The 24,107-nt window shown below is 71.0% G+C and carries 21 protein-coding genes; 9 read left to right on the top strand and 12 right to left on the bottom strand.

Annotated elements, in window-relative coordinates; all coding sequences use genetic code 11:
• Positions 1 to 57 precede the first annotated feature (57 nt).
• The 8 genes from ACFTZL_RS05985 to ACFTZL_RS05950 all read right to left on the bottom strand — a co-directional run bounded on the left by ACFTZL_RS05985 (position 58) and on the right by ACFTZL_RS05950 (position 9,091).
• Positions 58 to 1,059 (bottom strand): hypothetical protein, encoded by a 1,002-nt coding sequence (locus ACFTZL_RS05985; protein ID WP_382578801.1) that lies wholly within the window; start codon positions 1,057 to 1,059, stop codon positions 58 to 60.
• Between the two features lie 21 nt (positions 1,060 to 1,080).
• A complete protein-coding gene (locus ACFTZL_RS05980; RefSeq protein ID WP_382578799.1) occupies positions 1,081 to 2,361 on the bottom strand; it encodes a transporter in 1,281 nt (426 codons plus the stop codon).
• 3 nt (positions 2,362 to 2,364) lie between these two features.
• Complete coding sequence (locus ACFTZL_RS05975; RefSeq protein ID WP_382578797.1) at positions 2,365 to 2,961, bottom strand: hypothetical protein; 597 nt, start codon at positions 2,959 to 2,961, stop codon at positions 2,365 to 2,367.
• Positions 2,958 to 5,105, bottom strand: a complete 2,148-nt coding sequence (locus ACFTZL_RS05970; RefSeq protein ID WP_382578795.1) for a hydantoinase/oxoprolinase family protein — start codon at positions 5,103 to 5,105, stop codon at positions 2,958 to 2,960. The genes ACFTZL_RS05975 and ACFTZL_RS05970 overlap by 4 nt, the downstream gene beginning before the upstream one ends.
• 41 nt (positions 5,106 to 5,146) lie before the next feature.
• Entirely contained in the window at positions 5,147 to 6,751 is a 1,605-nt protein-coding gene (locus tag ACFTZL_RS05965; RefSeq protein WP_382578793.1) for an FAD-dependent oxidoreductase, read from the bottom strand.
• A 55-nt stretch (positions 6,752 to 6,806) separates the two neighbouring features.
• Positions 6,807 to 7,832 carry a LacI family DNA-binding transcriptional regulator gene (locus ACFTZL_RS05960; RefSeq protein ID WP_382578791.1) on the bottom strand — a complete coding sequence of 342 codons (1,026 nt, stop codon included), beginning with the start codon at positions 7,830 to 7,832 and terminating at the stop codon, positions 6,807 to 6,809.
• A 244-nt stretch (positions 7,833 to 8,076) separates the two neighbouring features.
• Positions 8,077 to 8,331, bottom strand: coding sequence for an EF-hand domain-containing protein (locus ACFTZL_RS05955; protein ID WP_382578788.1), 255 nt, complete (start codon positions 8,329 to 8,331; stop codon positions 8,077 to 8,079).
• Positions 8,332 to 8,419: 88 nt separating this feature from the next.
• Positions 8,420 to 9,091: a helix-turn-helix transcriptional regulator gene (locus tag ACFTZL_RS05950; RefSeq protein ID WP_382578787.1), complete on the bottom strand. Its 672-nt coding sequence runs from the start codon at positions 9,089 to 9,091 to the stop codon at positions 8,420 to 8,422.
• Between the two features lie 89 nt (positions 9,092 to 9,180).
• Between ACFTZL_RS05950 and ACFTZL_RS05945 the strand changes: the two genes are divergently transcribed.
• Positions 9,181 to 9,612 carry a hypothetical protein gene (locus tag ACFTZL_RS05945; RefSeq protein WP_382578785.1) on the top strand — a complete coding sequence of 144 codons (432 nt, stop codon included), beginning with the start codon at positions 9,181 to 9,183 and terminating at the stop codon, positions 9,610 to 9,612.
• 1 nt (position 9,613) lies between these two features.
• On the opposite strand, the gene ACFTZL_RS05940 is transcribed toward ACFTZL_RS05945, so the two are convergent.
• Both ACFTZL_RS05940 and ACFTZL_RS05935 read right to left on the bottom strand, forming a co-directional pair.
• Positions 9,614 to 10,588, bottom strand: coding sequence for a tyrosinase family protein (locus tag ACFTZL_RS05940; protein WP_382578782.1), 975 nt, complete (start codon positions 10,586 to 10,588; stop codon positions 9,614 to 9,616).
• A 3-nt stretch (positions 10,589 to 10,591) separates the two neighbouring features.
• Positions 10,592 to 10,984, bottom strand: coding sequence for a hypothetical protein (locus ACFTZL_RS05935; protein ID WP_382578780.1), 393 nt, complete (start codon positions 10,982 to 10,984; stop codon positions 10,592 to 10,594).
• Between the two features lie 202 nt (positions 10,985 to 11,186).
• On the opposite strand from ACFTZL_RS05935, the gene ACFTZL_RS05930 reads away from it, so the two are divergent.
• On the top strand, positions 11,187 to 11,579 hold the full coding sequence (locus tag ACFTZL_RS05930) for a cupin domain-containing protein (protein WP_382578778.1): 393 nt from the start codon (positions 11,187 to 11,189) through the stop codon (positions 11,577 to 11,579).
• 117 nt (positions 11,580 to 11,696) lie between these two features.
• Here ACFTZL_RS05930 and ACFTZL_RS05925 read toward each other — a convergent pair whose 3' ends face one another.
• Positions 11,697 to 11,915 carry a hypothetical protein gene (locus ACFTZL_RS05925; protein ID WP_382578775.1) on the bottom strand — a complete coding sequence of 73 codons (219 nt, stop codon included), beginning with the start codon at positions 11,913 to 11,915 and terminating at the stop codon, positions 11,697 to 11,699.
• Between the two features lie 27 nt (positions 11,916 to 11,942).
• On the opposite strand from ACFTZL_RS05925, the gene ACFTZL_RS05920 reads away from it, so the two are divergent.
• Positions 11,943 to 12,083, top strand: coding sequence for a hypothetical protein (locus ACFTZL_RS05920; RefSeq protein ID WP_382578773.1), 141 nt, complete (start codon positions 11,943 to 11,945; stop codon positions 12,081 to 12,083).
• Positions 12,084 to 12,218: 135 nt separating this feature from the next.
• Positions 12,219 to 13,460: a glycosyltransferase gene (locus ACFTZL_RS05915; RefSeq protein ID WP_382578771.1), complete on the top strand. Its 1,242-nt coding sequence runs from the start codon at positions 12,219 to 12,221 to the stop codon at positions 13,458 to 13,460.
• A gap of 21 nt (positions 13,461 to 13,481) precedes the next feature.
• Here ACFTZL_RS05915 and ACFTZL_RS05910 read toward each other — a convergent pair whose 3' ends face one another.
• The gene (locus ACFTZL_RS05910; protein ID WP_382578769.1) at positions 13,482 to 14,513 is read right to left on the bottom strand and encodes a LacI family DNA-binding transcriptional regulator; all 1,032 of its coding nucleotides are present in this window, start codon (positions 14,511 to 14,513) and stop codon (positions 13,482 to 13,484) included.
• A 268-nt stretch (positions 14,514 to 14,781) separates the two neighbouring features.
• Between ACFTZL_RS05910 and ACFTZL_RS05905 the strand changes: the two genes are divergently transcribed.
• Genes ACFTZL_RS05905 through ACFTZL_RS05885 form a run of 5 tightly spaced genes read left to right on the top strand, consistent with a single transcriptional unit; the run spans position 14,782 to position 24,100 of the window.
• Positions 14,782 to 16,092: an ABC transporter substrate-binding protein gene (locus tag ACFTZL_RS05905; RefSeq protein WP_382578767.1), complete on the top strand. Its 1,311-nt coding sequence runs from the start codon at positions 14,782 to 14,784 to the stop codon at positions 16,090 to 16,092.
• A gap of 36 nt (positions 16,093 to 16,128) precedes the next feature.
• Positions 16,129 to 17,082: a carbohydrate ABC transporter permease gene (locus ACFTZL_RS05900; protein ID WP_382578764.1), complete on the top strand. Its 954-nt coding sequence runs from the start codon at positions 16,129 to 16,131 to the stop codon at positions 17,080 to 17,082.
• Between the two features lie 31 nt (positions 17,083 to 17,113).
• Positions 17,114 to 17,935: a carbohydrate ABC transporter permease gene (locus ACFTZL_RS05895; RefSeq protein ID WP_382578804.1), complete on the top strand. Its 822-nt coding sequence runs from the start codon at positions 17,114 to 17,116 to the stop codon at positions 17,933 to 17,935.
• A gap of 58 nt (positions 17,936 to 17,993) precedes the next feature.
• Positions 17,994 to 19,928: a glycoside hydrolase family 127 protein gene (locus tag ACFTZL_RS05890; RefSeq protein ID WP_382578762.1), complete on the top strand. Its 1,935-nt coding sequence runs from the start codon at positions 17,994 to 17,996 to the stop codon at positions 19,926 to 19,928.
• Positions 19,883 to 24,100 carry an Ig-like domain-containing protein gene (locus ACFTZL_RS05885; protein ID WP_382578760.1) on the top strand — a complete coding sequence of 1,406 codons (4,218 nt, stop codon included), beginning with the start codon at positions 19,883 to 19,885 and terminating at the stop codon, positions 24,098 to 24,100. Before ACFTZL_RS05890 ends, ACFTZL_RS05885 begins: the two co-directional genes overlap by 46 nt.
• Positions 24,101 to 24,107: the final 7 nt, after the last annotated feature.

Genomic DNA, 24,107 nt, shown 5'->3' with positions numbered 1-24,107 from the left:
GCCGGGAGCGGGTTCCTCCGCCCAACCGCGGGGGCGGCCCGGCTCCCGCACGCCGGTTCAGCCCCGGGCCACCGCGATGGCCCCCGCGAGCCGCTCTCCCGCCTCGTAGATCATGTACGGGACGCCGCCGTCGGTGCCGAAGGAAGGCGCCGCGGCGCGCCCGTTCTCCGGGGCCGCGCTGCGTGAGTTGTAGAAGACGCCGAGGTGGTTGCGCTTGCTGAAGTCGTTGCCGACTTCGGTGATCATGATGTCGCCGCCGCTGGACTTGTCCTTGTTGTAGACGACGTAGGTGCTGTTGTTGCGGTGCAGCAGGTGCGGACCGCCGACGTTGACGGCGCCGACGTCGCTGTGCCGGATCAGCGGCTTCTGGTCGTAGGTCCAGGTACGGCCGTCTGCGGACCAACCCCAGGCGATGTCACGGTGGTCGGTGGTGTTGTTGAGCATGAAGACCATCACGTAGCGGGCGCCGCGTGAAGGCAGGTCGTGGCGGAAGACCCGGGCGTACGACGCCTCCGTGGTGCCTGCCGGGAGCATGGCGGTCGACAGCACGCCCTTGTCGTACGTGAAGTGGATCCCGTCCTTCGAGCGGGCGAGGCGGGTCGTGGTGTTCTCGCCGTGGAAGTACAGCCAGAGCTCCTTGGCGTCCTGGTTCCACAGCACGTGGGGCGACGAGACATGGCTGACGGAGTAATGCCCTGACCACTTGTTGGAGACGATCGGGTTCGACGGGTACTCCGTGAACGGGCCCTCCAGTGAGTTGCCGTAGGCCAGGCAGATCCCGCCGGGCGGGTCGTGCGGCGCGTAGTACAGGTAGTAGCGGCCGAGGGGGGAGCTCAGCTTGTCGTAGACGCCCCGGATGCAGGGGAAGATGATCTCGTCGGTCGGGTTGTACTTGAGCTGGGACGCCGTCAGCAGGGTGCGGACGTACTTGTAGTCGGGAAATCCGCCGGGCGCGGCGGCCGCGGGCTGGGCACCCACGGCCGTCCCGACGGTGAGAGCGGCTCCGGTGGCGGCGCCGGCGCGCAGGAAGAGACGCCGGTCGAGGTGGTGCTCGCGCATGGTGGGCTCCTATGACGCTATTCAGAGGTGGGTGGCGGCGGTGACACACAGGCCGCCGAGGGCGACCGCCCAGACGTACGGCAGCGTGCGCACCATGACCTGTTGCGGAGTGACGCCCGCGTACTGGGCGCTCCACACGGTCTGGGTGCTGGTGGGGTCGGCGACGCCGAAGACCTGGTTGTACGAGGTGGTCATGCCGAGGACGGCCGCCGCCGGGTAGATGCCGGTGGCGATGAGGACGCCGGCGATGCCCGCGCCGAGCCCGAACACGTTGAGCGGGCCGCGGTAGAGGCACAGCGGCACGAGGAGCGTGAAGACGAGGACGAACAGCACGGGGTTCTGCGGACTGACGGCCTTGACGAGCGGTTCGAGGGCCTCCACGGCGCCGGGCAGTTTCACCGCCGCGAGCAGGATGCCGATGGCGACGAACAGGACCATCGGCGGGGCGGCCACCTCGAAGCCGCCGTACAGGGTGCGCAGCAGCCGCTTGTTCATCGCGCCGGGCCGGGTCGTGGCGACCAGCGCGTACAGGACGCCCGCCAACAGCGAGGGAATGATGGCGAGTTCGAAGCCGAGGGCCAGGACGAGCGGGACGGCGGGGGCGAGCAGCGCGTACCAGGGCGCGTCGCCCAGCTCCTGGCGCCGTGAACGGGGCCTCGTGTCAACGGACTTGAGCGACCAGGCATGCTCGGTGCCGCGGCGTTGTGTCTCGACGAGGACGTAGGCGAGGGCGGCGACCAGCGCGAACGGGAAGAGCTTCACCATGAAGCCGCGCACGGTCGGGATCGGCAGTTCCAGCGCGGTGGAGAAGAACTGCCACACCGGCAGCTCGAAGGGGATGCCCACGGCGATGCCCATCAGCACCGTGCCCGCGGCGGTCACCTTGGGCACGCCGACGGCGATCATCGCGGGGATGCCGATGATGCCGGCGAGCATGGCGGCCGGTGCCGAGCCGGTCACCGTCCCGACGAGGGCGGACACACCGAGCACGCCCAGGGCCACTACGGTCGGGCGGTCACCGCCGAACTCGACGATCTTGCGGACGAGCGTGCCCGCGATTCCGGTCTCGTCGAGGAGCTTGCCCAGCCAGGAGCCCAGAATGATCGCGATCATGGTGGCGGCCAGGGCCGGCGCGCCTTCCTGGAGAACGGTGTCCAGCACGCTGTTCTCGCCGGTGAGCGGTGCCCCGGCGAGGAACGCGATGGCGACGGCGAGCAGCACCAGCGCGAAGGCGGTGGGGAGTCTGCGGGTGAGCATCAGGCCGACGCCGGCCGCCATGACGAGGAGGATCACGACACCCATGGGTCAGTTCTCTCTTCCGGGCCGGGGGAGCGCGGCGCGAAGCGCGGCGGTGAGGAGCAGGGGGCTGCGACCGAGCCCGCAGACGGTTCTGGCGTAGGCGTGGGCGGCGACCTCTTCGGCACCGGCCACATGGCCGGCCACGCGGTGGCGGCCGAGGCGCAGCACGGTGTGGCCGAGCGCCTGCTTGAGCGCTGCCTTCGCCGTGCCGTGGTGGAGGTGGGCGTGCACGGCCTCGTGGGCGAGCGCGGCCGCGCGCACCGAGCCCGGCGGGTACCAGGCACGCCAGCCGCGTGCGTCGACCAGCTCCTCGGCGAGTGCGAGCGTGTCGGTGTAGAGCTCGACCGTCGGGGGCCGCGACGTGTAGCGGGCGAGCAGCATCCGCTCCAGACCGTCGTCCCGCTCGACCACGCGCGCGGTGGAGGAGGGCACGGGGGCGAGCCGCGACCCGAACTCGTCGGCCCTGCGGGCCCATCGGCGCAGCAGCTCGCGGTCGCGACCCTCGTGGGTGGGCGTGGCGGCCAGCAGTCTGACGGCCCATTCGATGTCGTCGACGGATGCGAGGTCCGTCAACTCCCGGATTCGAAAGGCGGGTTCAGTCATGACCGCACCTCCAGCACCGCGACCACCGGCTCGTCGGCCGCGCGGGTGCGCAACTCGCTCTGGGCCAGCGCGAGCAGTGGCTGCGGATCGAGGACGCCGGACAGGTCGGCGATGCGGGAGCCGAGCAGCAGCCGCAGGGCGGGAGCGCGGACCCCGCCGTCGCCGTACGAGGTGGACTCGCCCACCAGTCGCGCGAGCACCTCGGGTGCGCCTGCCACGGTGGTGCTCTCCACGTGGGCGTCGGCGGCGTGATGGCGTACGACGCCGTCCATGTCGACGATCCGCACGGGCCGGAGGGCCTTCCGCAGGCGGCGGTGCGTCCGGGTGCCATAGACGGTGTGGGCGGTGGTGCCCGCCAGGACGTGGACCGCCGCGGGGTCGGCCTTGAGACTGGCCGCCGCGGCACGCAGTCGCTCGGTGTCGTCGGCGCGATGGGACCGGTCCTGGGTGCGCAGTTCGGTGGCGCCGGTGGCGACCGCGCGCACGGTGCTGGTCTGCGGGTCGACGGTGACCTCGACCTCGACGCCTTCGGCGGCGGCGCCCTGGGCGACGACCGCCCGCTCCGCCTCGCCGCGGACGGCGAGGATCTGCTCCTGCGAGGCGCCGGGCACGATCCGCTCGACCTGTTCCCGTACGAGCGCGAGGGCGACGCCGATGGGGCTGATGACCTCGTTGTGGCGGGCGATCCGGCCCTCGATGCCGCTGGTGCGGGCGAGGTGCGGGGTGACGGACGCCGCGCCGCCGCCTCCGCCGACGAGAACGGCCGTGTCCTTGTCGAGGCGGTAGTCGCGGATCATGGCGTCCACGACCGTCTTCACCTGGGCGACGCCCGCGTCGAGGATCCGTGTGGCGGCGGTCGCGACGTCGGTGCCGAGCACGGCGGCCAGCGGCGCGATCGCGGCGCGCGCACTCGACGGGTCGCAGCGGGCGAAGTCCCCCTCCGGGACGCGGCCGACAGCGTTGGCGGCACAAGTCATGGTGAGGGCGAACCGCCCGCCCGCCGCGTCGATCACGACGTAGTCGGCGGGGTCGCCGTCCATGGGCCGGACGGTGTCCACCTTGGCGTCGCGCAACTGGCCGGGGGAGGCGAAGCAGGCGTACGGCAGTCCCGCGATGTGGGCGCTGCGCGGTCCCACACCCGTCACCCGGCCGTCGTCGCCGATCCGCACCATGGAGCCGCCGCCGACGCCGACCGTGCGCACGTCGAGGGCGTTCAGATACGAGGTTTTGCCGAGGACGGTGGCATGCCGGACGGCGACCTTGCCGCGGCGTACGACGCTGATGTCGGTCGACGTGCCTCCGGTCTCCAGGAACGCGCCCTCGCTCACCCGCTCCTGCATCAGAGCGCCCGCGACTCCGGCGGCCGGTCCCGACAGGACCGTCAGGAGCGGTCGGCGGCGCATCTCGTCGAGGGCCATCACGCCGCCGTCGCAGCGCATCACCATCAGGGGCGCGGTCACGCCCGCCTTGGTGATGGACGCGTCGACGAGGTCGGCGGTGGCCAGCATGCGGGGCAGGATCGCCGCGTTGACCACGGCGGTGCGGGTGCGCTTGTGCAGCCCGTACAGCGAGGTGATCTCGTGCGCGGCGGTCATCGGCAGTCCGTACGGCCGTGCCGCGTCCAGCACGGCCCGCTCGCCCTCGGGACGGTCGACGCTGAACGGCTGGCTGGCGACGAGGACTTGAGCGCCTCCACCCTCCGACTGCCCGTCCTTCAACTGCTCGACGGCGCGACGGACGGCCGCCGCGTCGTCAGGGTCGGCGACATGCGCGTAGGCCAGCGGGAGCCTCTTGCCGGGGGCGAGTTCGAGCTTGCCGAACGAGGCGAGGCGGCGGGTGAACACCGCTGAAGGGCCGGCTCCGATGCCGATCAGTCCGACGGTCGCCACGTCGCCCTCCAGGAGGGCGTTGGTGGCCTGGGTCGTGCCGTGCGCGAGGAAAGCGACGTCGGTCGGGGCACAGCCGGTCTGTTCCAGGAGCCGGTCGAGAGCCTCGACGATGCCGTGCGCGACGCCGTCCTCGTGATGGTGGCTGGTGGGGACCTTGACCTGCCCCAGGAGTTCGAGGCTCGTGGCGTCCACGGCCACGGCATCGGTGAAGGTTCCGCCCACGTCGATGCCGACGCGGATGCGGGGTGTGTTCATGAACGGGCACCTCCTTGTGCTGGTCCATGTGCGGGGGTCGTTCAGTAACCGCGTACGTCCGGCCAGTGCCGTTGCACTCCGTCGCGGTCGAGCAGTCGAGCGAACTCCTCGAACCGCTTCTCGTCGGCCTGCACCTGCTGCGGCTCGACGTCCTCTGCCAGGCAGTGCGCGGCCAGGGCACCGGCGACCTCGCCGACGTTCCACTCCACCGGGTGGAGCCGGTAGCAGCCGTTGGTGATGTGCGTGGTGCCGATGTTCTTGCCCGCGGGCAGCAGGTTGCGGACCCGCCGCGGCACCAGCGCCCCGAGGGGGATCTCGAAGGGCACCGAGCCGATGTCGACGTAGTTGTCGCCGCCGGTCGAGGGATGCAGGTCGATGCGGTAACCGCCCACGCCGACGGAGTCCCGGTGCCGGGTGCCGCCGTACGGGCCGACGATGTCGATCGCCACGTCGTGCTCGGTGACCGTGGTGACGGCCTTGATACGGCGGGACTCGCGGACGTACGCCGCCTTGGCCAGCCCGTCCGCCGTGCCGGTCACGTCCGGGCGGATCCGCAGGCCCGGGAAGCCGGTGCCGCCGTCGGGACGCGGTGCCTCGGTCTGCAGCCAGTACAGCAGCGACAGCGACAACTGCCGTGCCCCGCGCAGCGCTTCGGCCTCCTGGCCGATGTACGGCTTGAGCCAGTAGTCGTTGAGCGGCCAGTTGACGAGGGTGATGTCGGAGTCGAAGGCGGCCGGTGTGTGCAGCTTGCGGGCGAGGATCCGGCGAAAGCCCCACAGTTCCTTGTCGCCGGCGTCGGCGCTCTGGTCGGCGGAGACGGCGAGCGGGTCGAGATCGGGATTCGGTACGAAGGTCCGCGGTACCGGCTCCAGCGTGCGCGGGTCGGGCGCCTCGAAGCCGAGCAGCGGGCCGGGCCAGAACGAGGGCCGGTAGGCGCGCCAGAAGTCGAAGTCCTCCGGGCGGTCGATCGTGTGGTCCTCGCCCTCGTGGTGGGAGAGCGCGAAGCAGACCGTGATGCCCTGCTGGTTGTCGGGCCGGGCCTCGTCCGGGGCGTGCGGCTCGTCGAACTCGGCGCGTGCCTCGGCCCCGTTCGCGTGCTCGACGCCCGCGAGGTGGAGGAGTTCACCCGTCTCGGTGGCGTCCAGGACGTACCGCGCCGTGAAGGTGCGACGCGTCCCGTCACGCAGATCCTCCAGGGTCACCGCCCGTACGACATCGTTGTCGGCGTCGGCCTCGGCGGAGACTGCCCGGTGCTCGGTGAGTACGGTCAGCCGCCCCGCCGCCCGGTGCGGCGCGAGCATGCCCTCCAGGACGGCGAGGGCGACCCGCGGCTCATGGCAGAGCTTGCTGACGCGGCCCGCCCCCGGGTTGAGGTCGGTGAGCGCCAGAGCCTCGGCCCGCAGCGGGTACCAGTGGCGGTAGTACCGCCGGATCTCCTCGCGCAGCCGCCGGTACGAGGCGGTCGTGCCGAACCGCTCCACCCACGGGTGCTCGTCGGGCGGTACGGCCTGGCTGGTGAGCTGGCCGCCGATCCAGTCCGTCTCCTCGGTGAGCACGACGCTGCGTCCCGCCCGGCAGGCGGCGAGCGCGGCGGCCACGCCACCGAGGCCGCCGCCCACGACGAGGATGTCTGCTTCGGGTATCACGCTTCTCCTTGCTGCCGGATCAGGTTCAGGGGGATGAAGCCGGTGTGGACGCTGCTCAGGGACGGGCGGGCGGCGGTCCGGTCGTCGGACCCGGGCGGAAGACACAGCCGACGAGCGGCTCGCGCGCCTCCTCGCCCGTGACCAGCGCGGCCAGCGACCGCACGGCCGCGGCGCCCAACTGCGGCCGGGGGATGTCGAATCCGGTCGGAACCGGCCCGCTCGCCAGATCGGCGGGCGGACTGCCGAGCAGGGCGAGGGACACCTCTCCGGGGCAGTCGAGTCCCGCCTCGCGCACGGCGGAGAGCAGACCCCGCCAGGCGGCCCCCGTGTCGGTCTCCTCCGCGACGAAGGCCGTCACCCCTTCGTCGGCCCAGGCACGCAGCCGTTCGGGGGTGAGCTCCCGCTGCGGATCAGCGGTCCGGAAGACGGCCGCGGGCCCGGAGTGCAGCCCAGCGCCCTCCAACCCCTCCAGGAAGCCGCGCTGACGGTCAGTCGAGGCGGGAGCGTCGTCGTCCTCACGGACGAGAACGATCCGCTGATGCCCGAGCCCGGCCAGATGACCCACGACGTCACGGGTGGCCTCGACATAGTCCGCACCCACCCAGGCCACACCCTCCAACTCCTCGCGGCGGCCCAGGTGCACGACGGGGAAGCCGTCCTCGACCAGCCGCTTGAGCTCCGCCCGGGGCGTGTGCCGGCCGATGAACAGACAGCCGTCCGCGAGCCGGACCCGGCTCAGGGCGTCGGGACCCGCGGCCCCCGCGCCTCCGGTGCTCGACCCGGTGAACAGCACCAGGTCGTAGCCGAGCGCCGCCGCCTCGCGCTCCACGCCGACCAGGAAGGGGTAGTACGAGTGCTGCACATCGGTGGGGAACGTGGCGGTGAAGCTGAAGACCCCGAGGAGGTTGTTGCGGGCGGCGGCCAGCCGCCGGGCGGCCGGGTCGGGCACGTAGCCGAGGCTGCGGGCCGCCTCCAGGACCCGCCGGCGGGTCTCCTCGGAGATGACGGGCCCCTTGCCGTCGGGCTTCGGGGAGAGCACCAGGGACACGGTCGCCTGCGACACCCCCGCGAGCCTAGCCACCTCGGCCTGCCGTGGCCGCGACGTACGTCCGGCCGGAGCGGGCGTACGCCCGGGCCGCTTCCTGGGTTCCACCGTGACCTTCTCCCGTTAATGCGTATTACCTAATGCGCATTACTGGAGACTGCACCTCCCCGCACAGCGGGTCAAGGCTTGGGACAGAAGTGCTGCCGAACAGCGCGACGCAGGCGGGAGTGACCTGGCGAGGCCTGCCGTGCTGTCCCCGAGGTGCTGCGCGGCGTGGTGGTCAGCTCCAGCCGAACCGCCGGTCCACCACCGCGGCGAACTCCTCAAGGGTCAGTACCGCGTCCCCGTTCTGGTCGGCCGTGTCGAACAACGCGGAGGAAGCGTCGACGTCCTGCACTCCCCAGAACGGCAGCACGCCCGAGGCGGCCAGGGACGGTCCGTTCGTGCGCAGGGCGACGATCACCTCTACCCGGGTGAGAACCCCGTCGTGGTCGAGGTCGAGCGCCTCGAACAGCTTGCGGGCCTTGTCGCTCATCGTTGTCCCCATCGCATGGAGGTCAGGCGGGCAGATGCGTCCCGCTCACTGGCGAGGACGCCCTACGCGCCGACCGGGTTGCCCCCGGTCAGGAAGCCGGTTCCAGGCGAACACAGCAGTAGCCGGGACTCGGGGCCAGGCACGCCTGGAGGGTCTTCGTACCGAGGCCTTCAAGGGCGCCGCGGAGCAGGCGCAGGTTCATGCCGCAGACGGTCTCTGTGTGGTCGCGGGCGAGCGCGTGGAAGGGGCAGTTGCCCAGCACGATCGCGTCGCCGTCATGGCGGGGCTCGAACCCGTTCCGTTCCAGCAGGTCGAACACGCCCGTGTCGCCTTGGCCGGCGAGCTGGGCGCCAAGATCGTGGGCTTTGCGGTGCAAGACGGTACGGACCGGCTCGCCGGTGGCTTCGGATTCCTCCATGGCCTGGGCGAGGAGCCGTCCGGCCAGCTCGTAGTGCCGCTCGGGCAGGCTGACGGAGACCTGCTTGGTAGAGCGCTTGTAGAGCTTGGCCGGCCTCCCCGCCCCTGGACCGGTGCGGCCGCTGCGCCGTTCGTAGACGACGTCGAGGAGCGACTCGTCCGCCAGGCGGTCCAGATGGAACGCCGCGGTCTGACGTGCGAGACCGAGGGCGGTGGCGGCTTCGTCGCGGCTGACAGGCTCCGGCTGGCGCACGACGTGCTCATACAGCCGCATCCGGGTCGGCTCGTCCAGTGCGGCGACCGCGGAAACGTCGGCACGGGGCGCTTGCTGCGGGTGATCCATGAACCCCAGTGTAAAACCCATGGCTATTGACTAAAGAACGTCGCCGCGCTTCTATCGTTAATGAGAGTCATCGATAGAAGGAGTTGTACATGTCGTCCCCGACCACAACCACCACGTCCGCCGTCCCCCGGCGATCCGGGTTCACCGACCCCGGCTACCAGGCGTTCGTCATCCTGCGTACCGGGTTCACCGTGGCGCCGATCCTGTTCGGGCTGGACAAGTTCGCCAACCTGCTCGTGGACTGGCCCGCCTACCTCGCGCCCTGGATCAACGACATCGTCCCCGGCAGTGCCCAAGCGGCGATGTACGCCGTCGGTGTCATCGAGATCGTCGCGGGACTCGTCGTCGCCATCGCCCCGCGCTTCGGAGGCTGGCTGGTGGCCGGATGGCTGGCCGGCATCATCGTCAACCTGCTGACCATCCCCGACTACTACGACATCGCGCTGCGCGACTTCGGTCTTCTGCTCGGCGCGGTCGCCCTGGCCCGGCTTGCCCAGCACTACCACGGCGAGCGGCCATAGCTCAGGGGACCACGTCGTACGTGAACAGGGCGGTGTTGTCGAGCGTCTTCCGGGGCGTGGCGCCCGCGCCCAGGGGCGAGATGAGCGGGTCATCGATCCGATGGCCCAGGAGGTCCGCTGATTCCGACATCGCAGGGACATAGTTTCGCCCGTGCCGATTCATCCAGCCTTCCCACAACCGGTCCACGTTGGCGTGGTGCAGGAAGAAGACCGGATCGTTCGGTGACGAGGCCGGCGCCATGTCCCCGCCGATCCACCGGTGCACCTGGTTGTGGAGCCCCGTTCCGGTGAAGCCCTCGAGCCGTCCTCGGAATCCTCGCGAGTTGTGGAGCCAGGGAGCGAAGTCGTACGTGGCGAGGTCCGGGTCCCCGAGCGGCGCCGCCTGTGTATTGAAGGCGGCCCCCACATCCAGGGCGTTGGGGAGAGTCGGGGAACCGCTCCGGAACTTGCGGCGCAAGCCCCTGTTCGTCTGGCGGAGGTCGACGCCTGGGGGAGCCTCCAGCCTGATCCGGAAACCGTTCGGGTCGCCGGGCTTGAAGGCGAACGGCCCGTCGGCCACCGGATCGCCCGTCCCGCCCATGAAATCCGGCTTCCAGATCAGCGCCGTCTCGGGGGCCGGCAGCGAGCCGTCGATCGACCAGTCCCAATACGGAAGTCCGAAGTCGGCATCGTCCAGGACTCGTTGGAGGTGCGCCTCCAGGAGATTCAGCATGAACCGGTGCCACGGCAGGAACACCGGGCCCCGGTGCGCCGCGTTGCGGATGTTCACGTTCCCGCTCGGGGGGACGGGAGTCATCATCGCCTTGACGTGCCAGATGACGAACAGGTCATAGGTCCGTACCGGCGCGGGTGGTCCGGGGATACCGAACGCGGTGGTCTTGAGTGTCGAGTCTTCCCGCTTGAGGCGCAGGACGCCTTCGATGTAGGCGTCCCGGGCGTCGGGGCTGGTGATGATGTTCCTGCGTACGACGGCCATGTGTCAGACGCCCCCCTTGTGGTCGGGCCCGGGCCCGTGGCCGTGGTGGTCCGGATGGCCTCCGTTGTCGCCGCCACCGGGGCCGTCGCCGCCCGGGAAGTCGGCGGGGAAGTTCTCGATCAGAGCCCGGATGGTGTCTGTCGCGGACAAGAACTCGTAGGTGGGCAGGGCATGGCTGTGGACCTGACCGTCGTTCGACACGATGAGCGGAGCGGTGAGGGGCGCACCGTCCACCGTGATCTCGTAGGTCGTCTTGATGACGATGTGGTGGCCCTGGAAGTCGTCTTCGCGGATGCTGATCAGGGGCCCGTGGTGGTGCGGCTGCTGAGGCAACTCCGCCAAGTAGTTTCCGAGAACCGTGGGGTCGGCAGCCGCAGCCAGTTCCTCAGGGGTCACAAGACACCTTTCTTGAGCGCAAGACGTCAAGGGCCATCGGCACGATGACTGTGCCCCGAGTCTCGGAGTGCCCGGGTTCGGCTGCACGCCGAGTACGGCAAACAGGTGGGTCGCCTGCCGCGGTCTCCGCCCTGGTTCGCCTCGCGGCCGGCCGTACCCTGCCGAGGGCAGCAGTAGGCACGTATCGGACGGTGGCAGATCGATGACCGACGCAGAGACGACCCCAGGCACCCCCCTGCCGCGGGTGCTGTGCAATACCGAGTCGCTCCTCTCTGACGACTCGACACCGGCGGGTGCGCTGTGGCGACTGGCCGAGTCAGGACGGCAGCTGGACGCCAACCTCATCCGCATCCCACCCCAAGGGCGTATCGACACGCATACCGAGCCCGACCTCGACGTCCTCCTGCTCGTCGTCGCCGGTGACGGCACCCTCGGCCCGGCAGCAGACCCGCAGACGACCCTGGCCCCCGGCACTCTGGTCTGGCTGCCGCACGGCAGCGAACGCAGCCTGGTCGCGGGGAGCAGCGGCTTGTCCTACGTGACCGTGCACCGTCGCCGCCCGGGCATGCAGATTCGTACCCGGCCCAGCACGTGACACCGACGGCACCCAGACCGCTGGGCGTCCCGGCGCGGAGAGCTGTACGGCCGAGTGGGCGGCGTCAGACGACGGTGGCGACCGAGATTCCGATGACGATGAACAGCCAGCCGGTCGTCAGCTCCCAGCGGTGGCGGATCTTCGGCCTGGCGAGCCGACGGCCTCACCCAGGCACTGCCCGCCGTACGGCGCCTCGCGGACGAATCGCCGTCCGGCGAAGTCCGGGCCGCCGCGCTCTCGCTCCTCGCCGGGGACGACGAGACCGACGAGCACACCCGCCACGACGTACGTCGTTTCCTGCGCGGCCTGGACGACCCGTACGAGACGGTCCGTCACGAGGCCGTCCTCGGTCTCGAACGCCGGGTGACGGCGACCGGGTCGCTGCCGCCCGGAAGCGAGGATGCGCACCGCCGGCTGACCGCCCTCACCGCGGACGCGTCCCCACGGCTGCGCCAGGCCGCCACCAGAGTCCTCGAGGCGCTGGGCACCGGCCCACGGGCCTGAACCACGGCGGCACCATCCACCGAGCCTGAACCACCGCGGCACCCTCCACTCCACGCAGCACCCGCACCGGCGATTCTCGGACCCCTGCCGCCGTACACCGTGTGTCGTCCGCCTCGCCGGGCCACACTGGGACCCATGCGGCTGGTGATCATGACGGCGGGATCGCGCGGCGACGTCGCGCCGTACACCGGGTTGGGCGCGGGGCTGGCGCGGAGCGGGCACGAGGTCACGCTCGTCACCCACGGACTGTTCGAGCCGCTGACCGCCGGCTCCGGGGTGCGGTTCCATCCGACCCCGGTCGACCCGCACGCCGAGCTGCACTCCGAGCGCGGCCGCGGCCTGCACGCCAGCACGACGGGGCTCGGCAAACTGCTGCGCGTCGTCTCGATGGCCCGGTCGGCGGCCGAGGAGATGACCGACGACCTCGTCCGGGCGGCACGCGGCGCCGACGCGGTACTGGCAGCCGGTGCCGTGGCACCGCTGGGCCGCGCCATCGCCGAGGGCCTGACTCTGCCCAGTCTGGGACTGTTCCTCCAACCCCAGCACCCGACAAGGGAGTTCGGGGCACCCATGCTCGGCGGACGCTCGCTCGGCACCGTGGGCAACCACCTCGGCGGACTGGCCGTCACCACCGCCGTCGACCAGGTCTTCACCCAGGCCGTGCGCCGACTGCGCACCCGGCACGGCATGCCCCTGCCCGGCCCCGCCGCGATCCGCCGGGCCCATGAGCGGGCGCGGTGGCCGGTGCTGCACGGCTTCAGCGAGGTGGTGGTGTCCCGGCCGCGGGACTGGCGGCCCGGGCTGGAGATCGCCGGGTACTGGTGGCCGTACGACACCCGGACCCTGCCCGTGGAAGTGGAGGAGTTCCTCGCCGCCGGGCCCGCCCCCGTCTTCATCGGGCTGGGCAGCGCCACCGTGCCGGATCCTGAGCGTCTCAGCGGCGAGATCGTGCGCGCCCTGCGCGCTGCCGGACTGCGCGGCATCATCCAGCAGGGGTGGGCGGGCCTCGCCGCCCGCACCGACGACGTGATCACCGTCGGCGATGTGCCGCACGCGCCGCTGTTTCCCCGGACGGCCGCCGTCGTCCACCACGCCGGAGCCGGCACCACCGCCGCCGTCCTGCGCGCGGGTGTCCCGACCGTTCCGGTGCCGGTGCAGTTCGACGCCGGTTTCTGGGCGGCCCGTCTCGTCGCGCTGGGCACCGCCCCCTGTGCCGTCCCCTTGCGCCGTCTCACCGCGGGCACGCTCGCTCCCGCCCTGCGCCGGGCCGTGGGCGACCCGGCCCATCGTGACCGTGCCCAGGACGTGGCGCGCCGCCTGGCCGAGGAGGACGGCGTGGCACCGGTTCTGGCGGCACTCGGCCGACTCGCGAAGTGAGCCGCGACCGGGCGCCGTAACTCACGACAGCGGCACGGTCGACCCCCTGATCACCACCCGGCAGGGCAGGGTCTCGGTCCCGGAGCGGCGCGTCCCGCCGGAGATCGCCGTGAACAGGGCGTGCGCGGCGGCCCGTCCGACCTGTTCGAGGTTCATGTCGACACTGGTCAGCGGCGGCCGGGACGCGGACGTCAGGACCCGCCAGTTGTCGAAGCCCATGACCGCCACGTCCTCCGGCACCCGCCGGCCGCGTTCGCGCAGGAGGTCGATGACGCCCCGGGCGATCTGGTCGCTGCCGCACAGCACGGCGTCCACCTCCGGGTGCTGGTCGAGCAGCATCGCTGTGGCCGCCCGCCCCCAGCCCTCCGACCAGGCCCCGAACCGCGGTTCGCCCACCAGGGTCAGGCCGGCGTCGGCGAGTGCGGCCCGGGTGCCCTCGGCCCGCTCCTGCGCGGCGGCGTACCCGGGGTCGCCGGTGATGTGCGCGATCCGGGTACGGCCGCAGGCCAGCAGATGCTCCACGGCGATCTGGCCCGCGCCGACGCTGTCCGGGACGATGGACAGATCCTCCGGATTCTCCGACGGCGCGTACGCGTAGACCACGGGGACCGGCAGCTCCCGCCCCAGGGACGGACGCGGATCGGTCCGGCTGCCCACCACGATCAGTCCGTCGACCCGGCGGCCCAGCAGTGCGCGGACATGGTGCTGTTCGCGGATCGCGTCCCCGCGGGCGTCGCACAGGAACACCGCGACCTCGCCCGCTCCGAACGCGTCCTCGGCGCCCATCAGTATCGGGATACTGAACCGGCCCTCCAGGTCGCTGGTCAGCAGACCCACGGTGCCCGTCCGTCCGGCCAGCAGGCCCCGGGCCACCTGGTTGGGCCGGAACGCGAGGCGCTCGGCCGCCTCGATCACGCGTGTTCTGGTCTCCGCCCGCACCTGGCTGCGGCCGTTGAGGGCCTTGGACGCCGTGGCGATCGACACGCCCGCCAGCCGGGCGACATCGCTGAGGGTGGCGGGCTGCGAACGCGAGGGGCCGGTGGCCTGTGCCATGGGTCTTCTCCTGTCTCGCGTCGTCTGCCGACGCCGTCGAGGGCACCCCGAACAGTACGCGGAAATTTTCGGTCCTGTGCTCGTCCGGGTTTTCGAGTTCATCTCAGAAACCGCTTCACGCAAGGGGATTGACGGGTCGTGGGATGCATCCTTAGCGTCTCAGAAAGCCTTTTCGGCCCGTTTCCGCCACTCAGTTCAGTGCCACCACATCATTGTCCCGACCGGCAGGCCCGCACACGGGCCCGCCGCGACACAAGGGGAATCGACCATGGGGAGCACGGCCGGACCGCGTGGACACATACGCCGCCTCGTCACAGGTGCCATCGCCCTGCTCGCCACCGCGAGCCTGGTCACCGCATGCGGCTCGGACAACGACGGTTCCGGCGGGGGAGGGGGCAAGGCTGCCGCCGGCGGTGTCGACGACGGCACCAAGCTGACGATGTGGACGCGTGCCGCGACCCGGCCGCAGAGCGAGGCCCTGGTCGAGGCGTACAACGCGAGCCACAAGAACAAGATCGAGCTGACCGTCGTCCCCACCGACGACTACCAGGCCAAGGTCGGCGCCGCGGCCGGATCACGCGATCTGCCCGACCTGTTCGCCTCCGACGTCGTGTTCGTGCCCAACTACACCTCCAGCGGCCTCTTCGCCGACCTCACCGACCGCGTCGACGCCCTGCCCTTCGCCGAGCACCTGGCCCAGTCGCACATCAAGGCCGGCACGTACGAGGACAAGAAGTACGTCGTCCCGCACACCCTCGACCTGTCGGTGCTCTTCTACAACAAGGAGCTCTACCGGAAGGCGAAGCTCGACCCCGAGAAGCCGCCCACCACCGTGCGCGAGTGGGACCGGCAGGCGCGGGCCGTGGACGCGCTGGGCGGCGGTGTCGACGGCACCTTCTTCGGCGGCAACTGCGGCGGCTGCGGCGTCTTCACCTGGTGGCCGTCCGTCTGGGCGGCCGGGGAGGACGTCCTGAACGAGGAGGGCACCGAGGCGAATCTCGCCTCCACCGCCTCGAAGAAGGTCTACGACACCTACCGAGGCTGGGTACGGGACTCCATCGTGGCGCCCGGCGCCCGCGAGGAGACGGGCACCACCTGGACCGGGATCTTCCCCAAGGGCAAGGTCGGCGTGATGCCCATGCCGTCGACCACGCTCGGGCTGATGCCCAAGGACCTCGACCTCGGCGTCGCGCCCATCCCCGGCCCCGACGGCGGCAAGTCCACCTTCGTCGGCGGAGACGCCATCGGCATCTCCGCCACCAGCGAGTCGGCCGACCAGGCCTGGAACTTCCTCGCCTGGTCCCTGGGCGACAAGGCACAGGTCGACGTCGTCGCCGCGCACAAGGACGTGGTGGCCCGCACCGACCTGGCGTCCAACAAGCACTCCAAGTCCGACCCGCGCCTGGTCACCATCAACGAACTCGTCGCCGACGGCCGCACCCCGTACGCGATGAAGTTCGGCCAGACCTTCAACGACCCCAACGGGCCCTGGCTGGAGCTGATGCGCCACGCCGTCTTCGGCGACGGGAAGACGGTCGAGAAGGACAACGACGCCGTCACCGCCTCACTGGCCGACTGAACCGACCCTCCCGACGTCCTACGGCCAAGGAGAGCCATGCCGGTGAAAGTGGCAGTCCGGGCGACGGCCGCGCACGTGACCTCGCCGCGGCCGCGGGGCGGCACACCCCCGCCCCGCTGGCGCTCCCGCAAGGCCAAGGGCCTGGCCTACGCCGCCCCCACGGCGGTGTTCGTCACGGTCTTCTTCCTGCTGCCCCTGCTCCTGGTCGGGCAGATGTCGCTCAGCGACTGGCCGCTGCTGGCGGGAGGCCGGGGCGTCAACGCGCCCGAGAACTACACCGACATCACTGACAGCACCCTGTTCTGGCCCGCGATCCGCTTCACCCTCCTCTACACCGTGATCGTCACGGTCGTCCTGCTCGCCCTGGCGCTGCTCCTGGCCCTGCTGGTGCAGGAGTCCCGCCCGGGCGCGGGCTTCTTCCGCACGGTCTACTTCCTGCCCGGCGCCCTCGGGCTGGCCTCCGCCTCCCTGCTGTTCTGGGGCCTGTACAGCCCGACCACCGGCCCGCTCAGCCGCATCCTCGAAGGCCTCGGCCTCGTCGACGACCCGGTGTCCTTCCTCGGCTCACCGACCTCGGCCCTGTGGTCGACGGTGTTCCTGATCGTCTGGAAGTTCGCCGGCTTCTACATGCTGATCCTGCTCGTGGGCCTGCAGCGCATCCCGCACGAGGTGTACGAGGCGGCACGGATGGACGGAGCGAGCCGCGCCCAGATCTTCCGCTCCATCACCCTGCCGCTGCTGCGGCCCTCCCTCGCCCTGTGCCTCCTGCTGTGCGTGACCGGCTCCCTGCTCGCCTTCGACCAGTTCTTCATCCTCACCAAGGGCGGACCGGACAACAGCACGGTCACCGTCGTCCAGCTCATCTACCGGGAGGCGTTCCAGCGGCTGAACCTCGGTACCGCGGCGGCCCTTTCGATCCTCGTGCTGGCCGCGCTGCTCCTGCTGAACGCCCTGCAGTTCCGGGGCCTGCGCCGCGCCGACGAGTCATGACACCCGCCGCCTCATGAGAAGGGACACCACGGTGCTCACCCGCGCCCTGGGCCGGACGCCCCACTACGTCCTCGCCGGCGGTCTGGCCGTCATCTTCCTCTTTCCCCTGCTGTGGAACGCCTGGGCGTCGGTGAGCGGCCAGCCGGGCACCGCCCAGCAGTCCGGCTACGGCCTCGGCAACTACCGGACGCTGCTCGAGTACGACGCGGGCCTGTGGCGCTACCTGCTCAACAGCACGGTCGTCTCGGCACTGACCGTCGCCCTGACCCTGGGGGTGTCCCTGCTGGGCGGCTACGCCTTCGCCCGCTTCGACTTCCCCGGCAAGAACCTGCTGTTCCTGCTGACCCTGGCCATCCTCATGGTCCCCTACGCCACTCTCCTCATCCCGCTCTACGTCCTGCTGGGCCGGCTCCATCTGCAGAACTCGCTGATCGGGCTGAGCCTTGTCCTGGCCATGTTCCAACTGCCGTTCGCCACCTTCATGATGCGGATCTCCTTCGAGGCGGTGCCCCGCGAACTGGAGGAGTCGGCCCTCGTCGACGGCTGCGGCACGGCGGGCGCGCTGCGCCGGGTGCTCCTGCCGGCGGTGCGGCCGGGACTGATCACCGTGGGACTGTTCGCGTTCCTCGCCGCCTGGAACGACTTCATCGCACCGCTGATCCTCATCTCCGACAGCGAGAAGGCACCGCTGCCCCTGGCCGTCGCCAACCTGCGGCAGCAGAGCATGGGCGCCGTCGACTACGGCGCCACCGAGGCGGGCGTGGTGGTCCTGGCCGTGCCCTGCCTGCTGCTCTTCCTGCTTCTGCAACGGCACTACATCAGGGGTTTCATGTCCGGCGCCCTCAAGGGCTGAGCCACCGCACGACCGTTTCCACGGACAACCGGAAGGACGTAGACGAAGGCATGGACTGGTGAGGGAGAACACCGCACGCTCGCTCGTGCTGCCGGTGGCGCCGACCCGGGGCCGGCTGCGCCCCCTCGGCCTGGACGAGGTCCGGATCACCGGCGGCTTCTGGGCCCGGCGCCGCCACACCAACGCGACCGCGACACTCGGCCACTGCCGCGACTGGATGGAACGCGAGGGCTGGACCGGCAACTTCCGGGCCGCGGCCGAGGGCCGGATCCACACCGACCGGCGCGGCCGGGAGTTCGCCGACTCCGAGATCTACAAGCTCCTCGAGGCCATGGCCTGGCAGGGTGCTTCGTACGACGGGGACGTCGCCGCGCTCACCGACGTCATCGCCCCCGCCCAGCGCCCGGACGGCTATCTGAACACCGCCTTCGGCCGCCCCGGACAGCAGCCCCGCTACAGCGACCTCGAATGGGGCCACGAACTCTACTGTCACGGGTTCCTCATCCAGGCGGGTGTGGCCCAAACCCGAGCCCGGGGCGAGGGCGAGCTGACGAAGATCGCCCGGCGGGCGGCCGACCATGTGTGCGCCACCTTCGGCCCGGGCGGCATCGAGGGCGTCTGCGGGCACCCAGGGATCGAGACCGGCCTGGTGGAACTGGCCAGGCTGACCGGGGAGCAGCGCTACCTCGACCAGGCAGCCCTCTTCGTCGACCGCCGCGGACATCGCACCCTCGCCGACATCGAGTTCGGCCGCGCCTACTTCCAGGACGACATGCCCGTGCGGGACGCCACCGTGCTGCGCGGACACGCCGTACGTGCCCTCTACCTCGCGGCCGGTGCCGTCGACGTCGCCGTGGAGACCGGGGACGACGCCCTGCTCGCCGCCGTCGTACGGCAGTGGGAGGCGACGGTCGCCCGGCGGACCTATCTGACCGGCGGGATGGGCTCGCACCACCGCGACGAGTCCTTCGGCGACGACTTCGTGCTGCCACCGGACCGCGCCTACTCGGAGACCTGCGCCGGTGTCGCCTCCGTGATGCTCGCCTGGCGGCTGCTGCTGGCCACCGGTGAGCCACGCTTCGCGGACCTGGCCGAGCGGACCCTGTTCAACGTGATCGCCGCCTCCCCGTCCGAGGACGGCCGGTCCTACTTCTACGCCAACACCCTGCACCGCCGTCACCGGGGCACCGTGCCCCCGGCGGACCGCGTCAGCCCGCGCGCCGACTCGGGCCTGCGCGCCCCCTGGTTCGCCGTCTCGTGCTGCCCGACCAACGTGGCGCGCACGCTCGCCCAGTTGCCGGCGTATCTGGCGACGGCGGACGACGAGGGCCTGCAACTGCACCAGTACGCCGACGCGGAACTCGCCACCTCCCTGGGCGACGGGCAGGGCGTGGCGCTGCGGGTCCGTACCGACTACCCGACCGGCGGGACCGTGGCCCTGCGGATCGACCGCTCCCCGGCCCGCCCCTGGACCCTGTCCCTGCGCGTCCCCGCGTGGACGGTGGGGGAGACCGCCCAACTGGTCGACCCGGACGGGAATCGCCGGTCGGTCGCCCCCGGCACGGCGCAGCTCACCCGGGTCTTCCGGCCCGGCGACGAGATACGCCTTGAACTGCCTGTCACCCCGCGCTGGATCCGGTCCGACCCGCGCATCGACGCGACACGCGGCACGGCGGCCGTCCAGCGCGGCCCCCTCGTGTACTGCGCCGAATCCACCGACCTGCCGGACGGACACGAGGTCGACGCGGTCCGTGTGGACCTCTCCGAGGAACCGGAGGACGGGCCGGGCGACACGGTCGTCGCGCCCGGTGAACTCGTCGGACCGCACGACACCCCCTGGCCGTACCCGCCACTCGACGGAGCCACGGCAGCCGCGACCGACCCCGAGGCCATCACCCTCGTCCCCTACCACTCCTGGGCGAACCGCGGCCCCTCGACCATGCGCGTGTGGCTGCCGACGACCCAGCCCCCGACAACGCCCACCGAGAGGTAGCCGTGCCCGCACAGCGAAGACGACACCGCCGCGGCCTCCTGGCCGGAGCGCTGGCCCTGGGTCTGCTGGCCCCACTCGCGGCAACCGCCCCGGCCGCGGCGGACAACACGGCGATCGGCTACCCGGTCTACACCGGATCCGACCACCCCGTCCCCACGCTCCCGGCCGGCTTCACCGTCCACCGCACCCTGCGCACCCAGTACGAGGCCGACCGCAGAGCCGGGGACGGCACCGACTTCTGGATGGACCGCATGCTGGCCCGCAAGGGCGAGGACCCAGCGGGGGACTGGCTGTTCACCCGTGGACGCGCCCTGTTCATGAAGGAACACGCGCCGTCCCAACTGGGCTTCGGCGGCAAGGTCGCCTACTGGGAGAGCATCGACAACCGGTCCGCGTACACCATCACCCTGAACGTCGACGGCGAGAACCTCACCCTGCGGGAGAACACCGCCGCCCGCACGCAGACCCCCAGCTACTGGCGCAGCGAGTTCACCCACGAGGCCACCGGCCTGAAGGTGACACAGACCAAGTTCATCACCGAAGCGAACGCCGCCGTCACGAACCTGGCCCTCACCAACACCGGCCCTGAGCGCCGTGAGGTCCGGCTGCGCGCCACGTCCCCGTACACGACGACCGCCGAGGGCCGTGAGCTCACCGGCGCGGTGCCCGCGAAGAACAACCTCACGACCGTCTTCCCCCGCCTCAGCGGAGACGGCTTCACCGCCGAGGACGAGTCGCTGACCCGCACGCTGACCCTGCCGGCGGGCCGCACCCTCACCACCAAGGTCCAACTCGGCTTCGTCACCGAGGAGATCACCGACTCCCGCCCGGAGTACGACGCCGTGCGCACCGCGTCCCCGGCCACGGCCTTCCGCCGGCACGTACAGACGTACAACCGCTGGTGGGCCGAGAACCTGCCCTACCTCGACATCCCCGACGACAACATCGAGAAGACGCTCTACTACCGCTGGTGGCTGCTGCGCTACAACTACCTCGACGCCGACATCCCGGGCAGCGACTACCAGTTCCCCACCTCCATGGAGGGCGTGCTCGGCTACAACAACGCCATCGCTCTCACGGTCGGCATGTTCGTCGACGACCTCAAGTACCTGCGCGACCCGAGCTACTCGTACGGCCCGTGGCTGTCGGCCGGCGAGGTCTCGAAGAACGGCAAGTACACCGACAACCCGGGCGACCCGGAGAACTGGTCCAACAGCTACACCCAGTACATCTCCGAGGCGGCCTGGCGCTCCTACCAGGTGCACGGCGGCCCCGACGGCATCGTGCGCAACCTCGCCCGGTACGCGGAGCAGGACGTCCGGGGCCAGCTCGAGAACTACGACGAGGACGGCAACGGGCTGATCGAGTACGACTGGGGCGCGATGACCGGCAACGACGCCGACGCGGTGTCCTTCGACTGGAAGCCCGGGAACCTGGACCGCGCCGAATCCGCCTACGTCTACAGCAACGCGACGGCGGCTGCCCGCGCGTACGACCTGCTCGGCGAGAAGACGAAGGCCGACGAGATGCGCGGGACGGCGAACCGGGTCAAGAAGGCGGTCCTCGACCACCTCTGGGACCCGAAGGACAAGCTGCTCAAGCACCGCCATGTCGCCAGCGACACCCTGGTGCCCTGGAAGGAGATCAACAACTACTACCCGTACAGCGTGGGCCTGATGCCCTCGCCGGAAGAGGACCCGCAGTACCTCGAGGCGCTGCGGCTGTGGGCGGACGCGAAGCAGTACCCCGTCTTCCCGTTCTTCACCGCCAACCAGGCCGACAAGGCGGAAGCGGCGGAGCAGGGCCATCCCGGGAGCAACAACTTCTCCGTCATCAACTCCACCGTCACCTTCCGCTTCCTCTCCTCGGTGCTGCGGAAGTACCCGAGCAAGTACATCGACCGCACCTGGTACAGGAAGCTGCTGTCCTGGAACGCCTGGGCCCACTACGTCGACGGCGACAACCGGTACCCGGACCAGAACGAATTCTGGTCCGACGGCCGTGCCGACCCGCAGAAGATCGGCTACCGCTCCTGGATCCACCACACCATCCTCGGCACCACCAACTGGACCGTCATCGAGGACGCGATGGGGTTCAGGCCGCGCGACGACCGGAAGATCGAGCTGTGGCCGATCGACGTCGACTGGCCGCACTTCGCGGTCACCGACATCAACTACCGCGGCACGGACGCGGCCGTCCTGTGGGACGAACCCGGCGACGGGAAACGCCCGTACGGCAAGCGGGTCCCCGAGGGGTACTCCCTCTACCTCGACGGGAAGCTCGCCTTCACCGCCGACCGCCTCACCCACCTCGTCTACGACCCCACGACCCGCAAGGTCACCTTCCCCGACGGCGGCGGAGCCAAGGCGAGGACCACCGGCCTGCGCACGGATGTCGCAAAGCCGCAGGACGTCACCTACGGCCCGAAGGAGCGCGTCACCGACCTGTTCGCCAAGGCCGGCCGGGACCTCACGGGCACGGCCGAGAACAACCTCGCCGCCGGTGCCACCGCCCGTGCCTCCCACGAGGCCGAGGGCCGGGGCGTCGCCGGTGCCGTCGACGGCTTCACCGTCAACGAGCCCCACTGGGGAGCCCGCGGCTCCGGCAACACCGAGGACTGGTACGAGATCGACTTCGGCCGCGCCTGCACGGTCGACGACGTCCGGCTCCACTTCTCCAGTGACAAACGGCAAGGCGGATACGCCGAACCGGCCCTCTACACCGTGCAGTACCAGGACCGGGCCGGCCAGTGGAAGGACGTGGCCCGGCCCGCCACGTCACCGGCGTACCCCAGGGCCAACCTCAACCGGGTGCGCTTCCAGGAGGTGACCACCGGCAAACTGCGCGTGCTCATGCGCCACCGCGAAGGCCACACCAGCGGCCTGAAGGAGATCCAGGCCTACGACACCGACGCCAGCCCGCCGACGGCCCGCAACCAGCCTCCCTACGTCGAGGCCTGGCAGGACCCGACGTACACCCGGCCCGGCCAGGTCAGGCTCACGGGCATCACCGAGGACGACGGCCTGCCGAACAGGACACTCTCCGCCTCATGGCGGGCGGCCGACGGCCCGGACGAGGGGACCGTCATCTTCGACGACCCCCACGCCTCCACGACCGTCGCCCGGTTCACCAAGGCGGGCACCTACACACTCGAACTCACGGCCACCGACGGCACGTTGACGTCGTCGAAGCGGGTCGTGGTGAAGGTCGAGGAGCTCGGCGACGGCCGGGTGAACCTGGCACCGTCCGCGACCCCCACCGCGTCCTACACCTCCGGCTGGGAGTCGGTGGCCGCGATCAACGACGGCCGCGAACCGGCCTCGTCGTCCGACGCCCCGCGCTGGGGCAGCTGGCCCCGGAAGGACACCCAGTGGATCCAGTACACCTGGGCAGAACCGGTCCGCGTGGACGGCTCCGACCTGTACTTCTTCCGAGACGCGCAGCCCGGCGCGGCCGACGGGGTGGGCGTGCCGGCCTCCTGGGTCATCGAGTACCGCGACGGCGACACCTGGCGCGAGGTCCCCGCCCCCAGCGGCTACGGCACCGCCGAGAACCGCTACAACCGGACGACGTTCACCCCGGTCACCACCACGGCCCTGCGGGCCCGGCTGACCGGCCACCCCGATCTGGCCCTCGGCGTGCAGGAGTGGAAGGTGTACGCCGAGACCCCGGAGTCCGTGCGCGAGGTCCATGTCCCCACCCCGCGCGGGAAGATCCCCGAACTGCCCGGTGAGGTGACGCTCGTCTACGCCGACGGCTCCACGGCGCGCTCGCCCGTGGCCTGGCCGGCCCTCACCGAGGAGCAGGTCGCCGAGGGCGGCACCAGCGTACGGATCACGGGGCTCGCCGACCGGATCGCACAGCCCGTCACCGCCACCGTGTGGGTGCGGCAGACCGACGCGGTCGAGATCACCAGCATCGCCGAGGAACGCGTCACCACCCGCCCCGGCAGGCCCCCCACGCTTCCCGGCACGGTGGTCGCCACCTACAACGACGGCTCCAGGGACAGCCGGACACAGGTCACCTGGGACCCGGTGGACCCGGACCAGTACGCCGGACCCGGAACCTTCGAGGTCAGGGGAACCGTGCCGGACACCTCCCACCGCGCCACGGCCACGATCACCGTGACACCCCCGCGCGACCCGGGTGGGACACCTCCTGCCCGCCGATGACCGATGA

Source organism: Streptomyces sp. NPDC056948 (assembly GCF_042674225.1).
In the GTDB taxonomy this organism is placed as follows: domain Bacteria; phylum Actinomycetota; class Actinomycetes; order Streptomycetales; family Streptomycetaceae; genus Streptomyces; species Streptomyces purpurascens.
The sequence above is the reverse complement of the archived record's forward strand: the minus strand, read 5'-3'. Positions and strand labels throughout refer to the sequence as shown.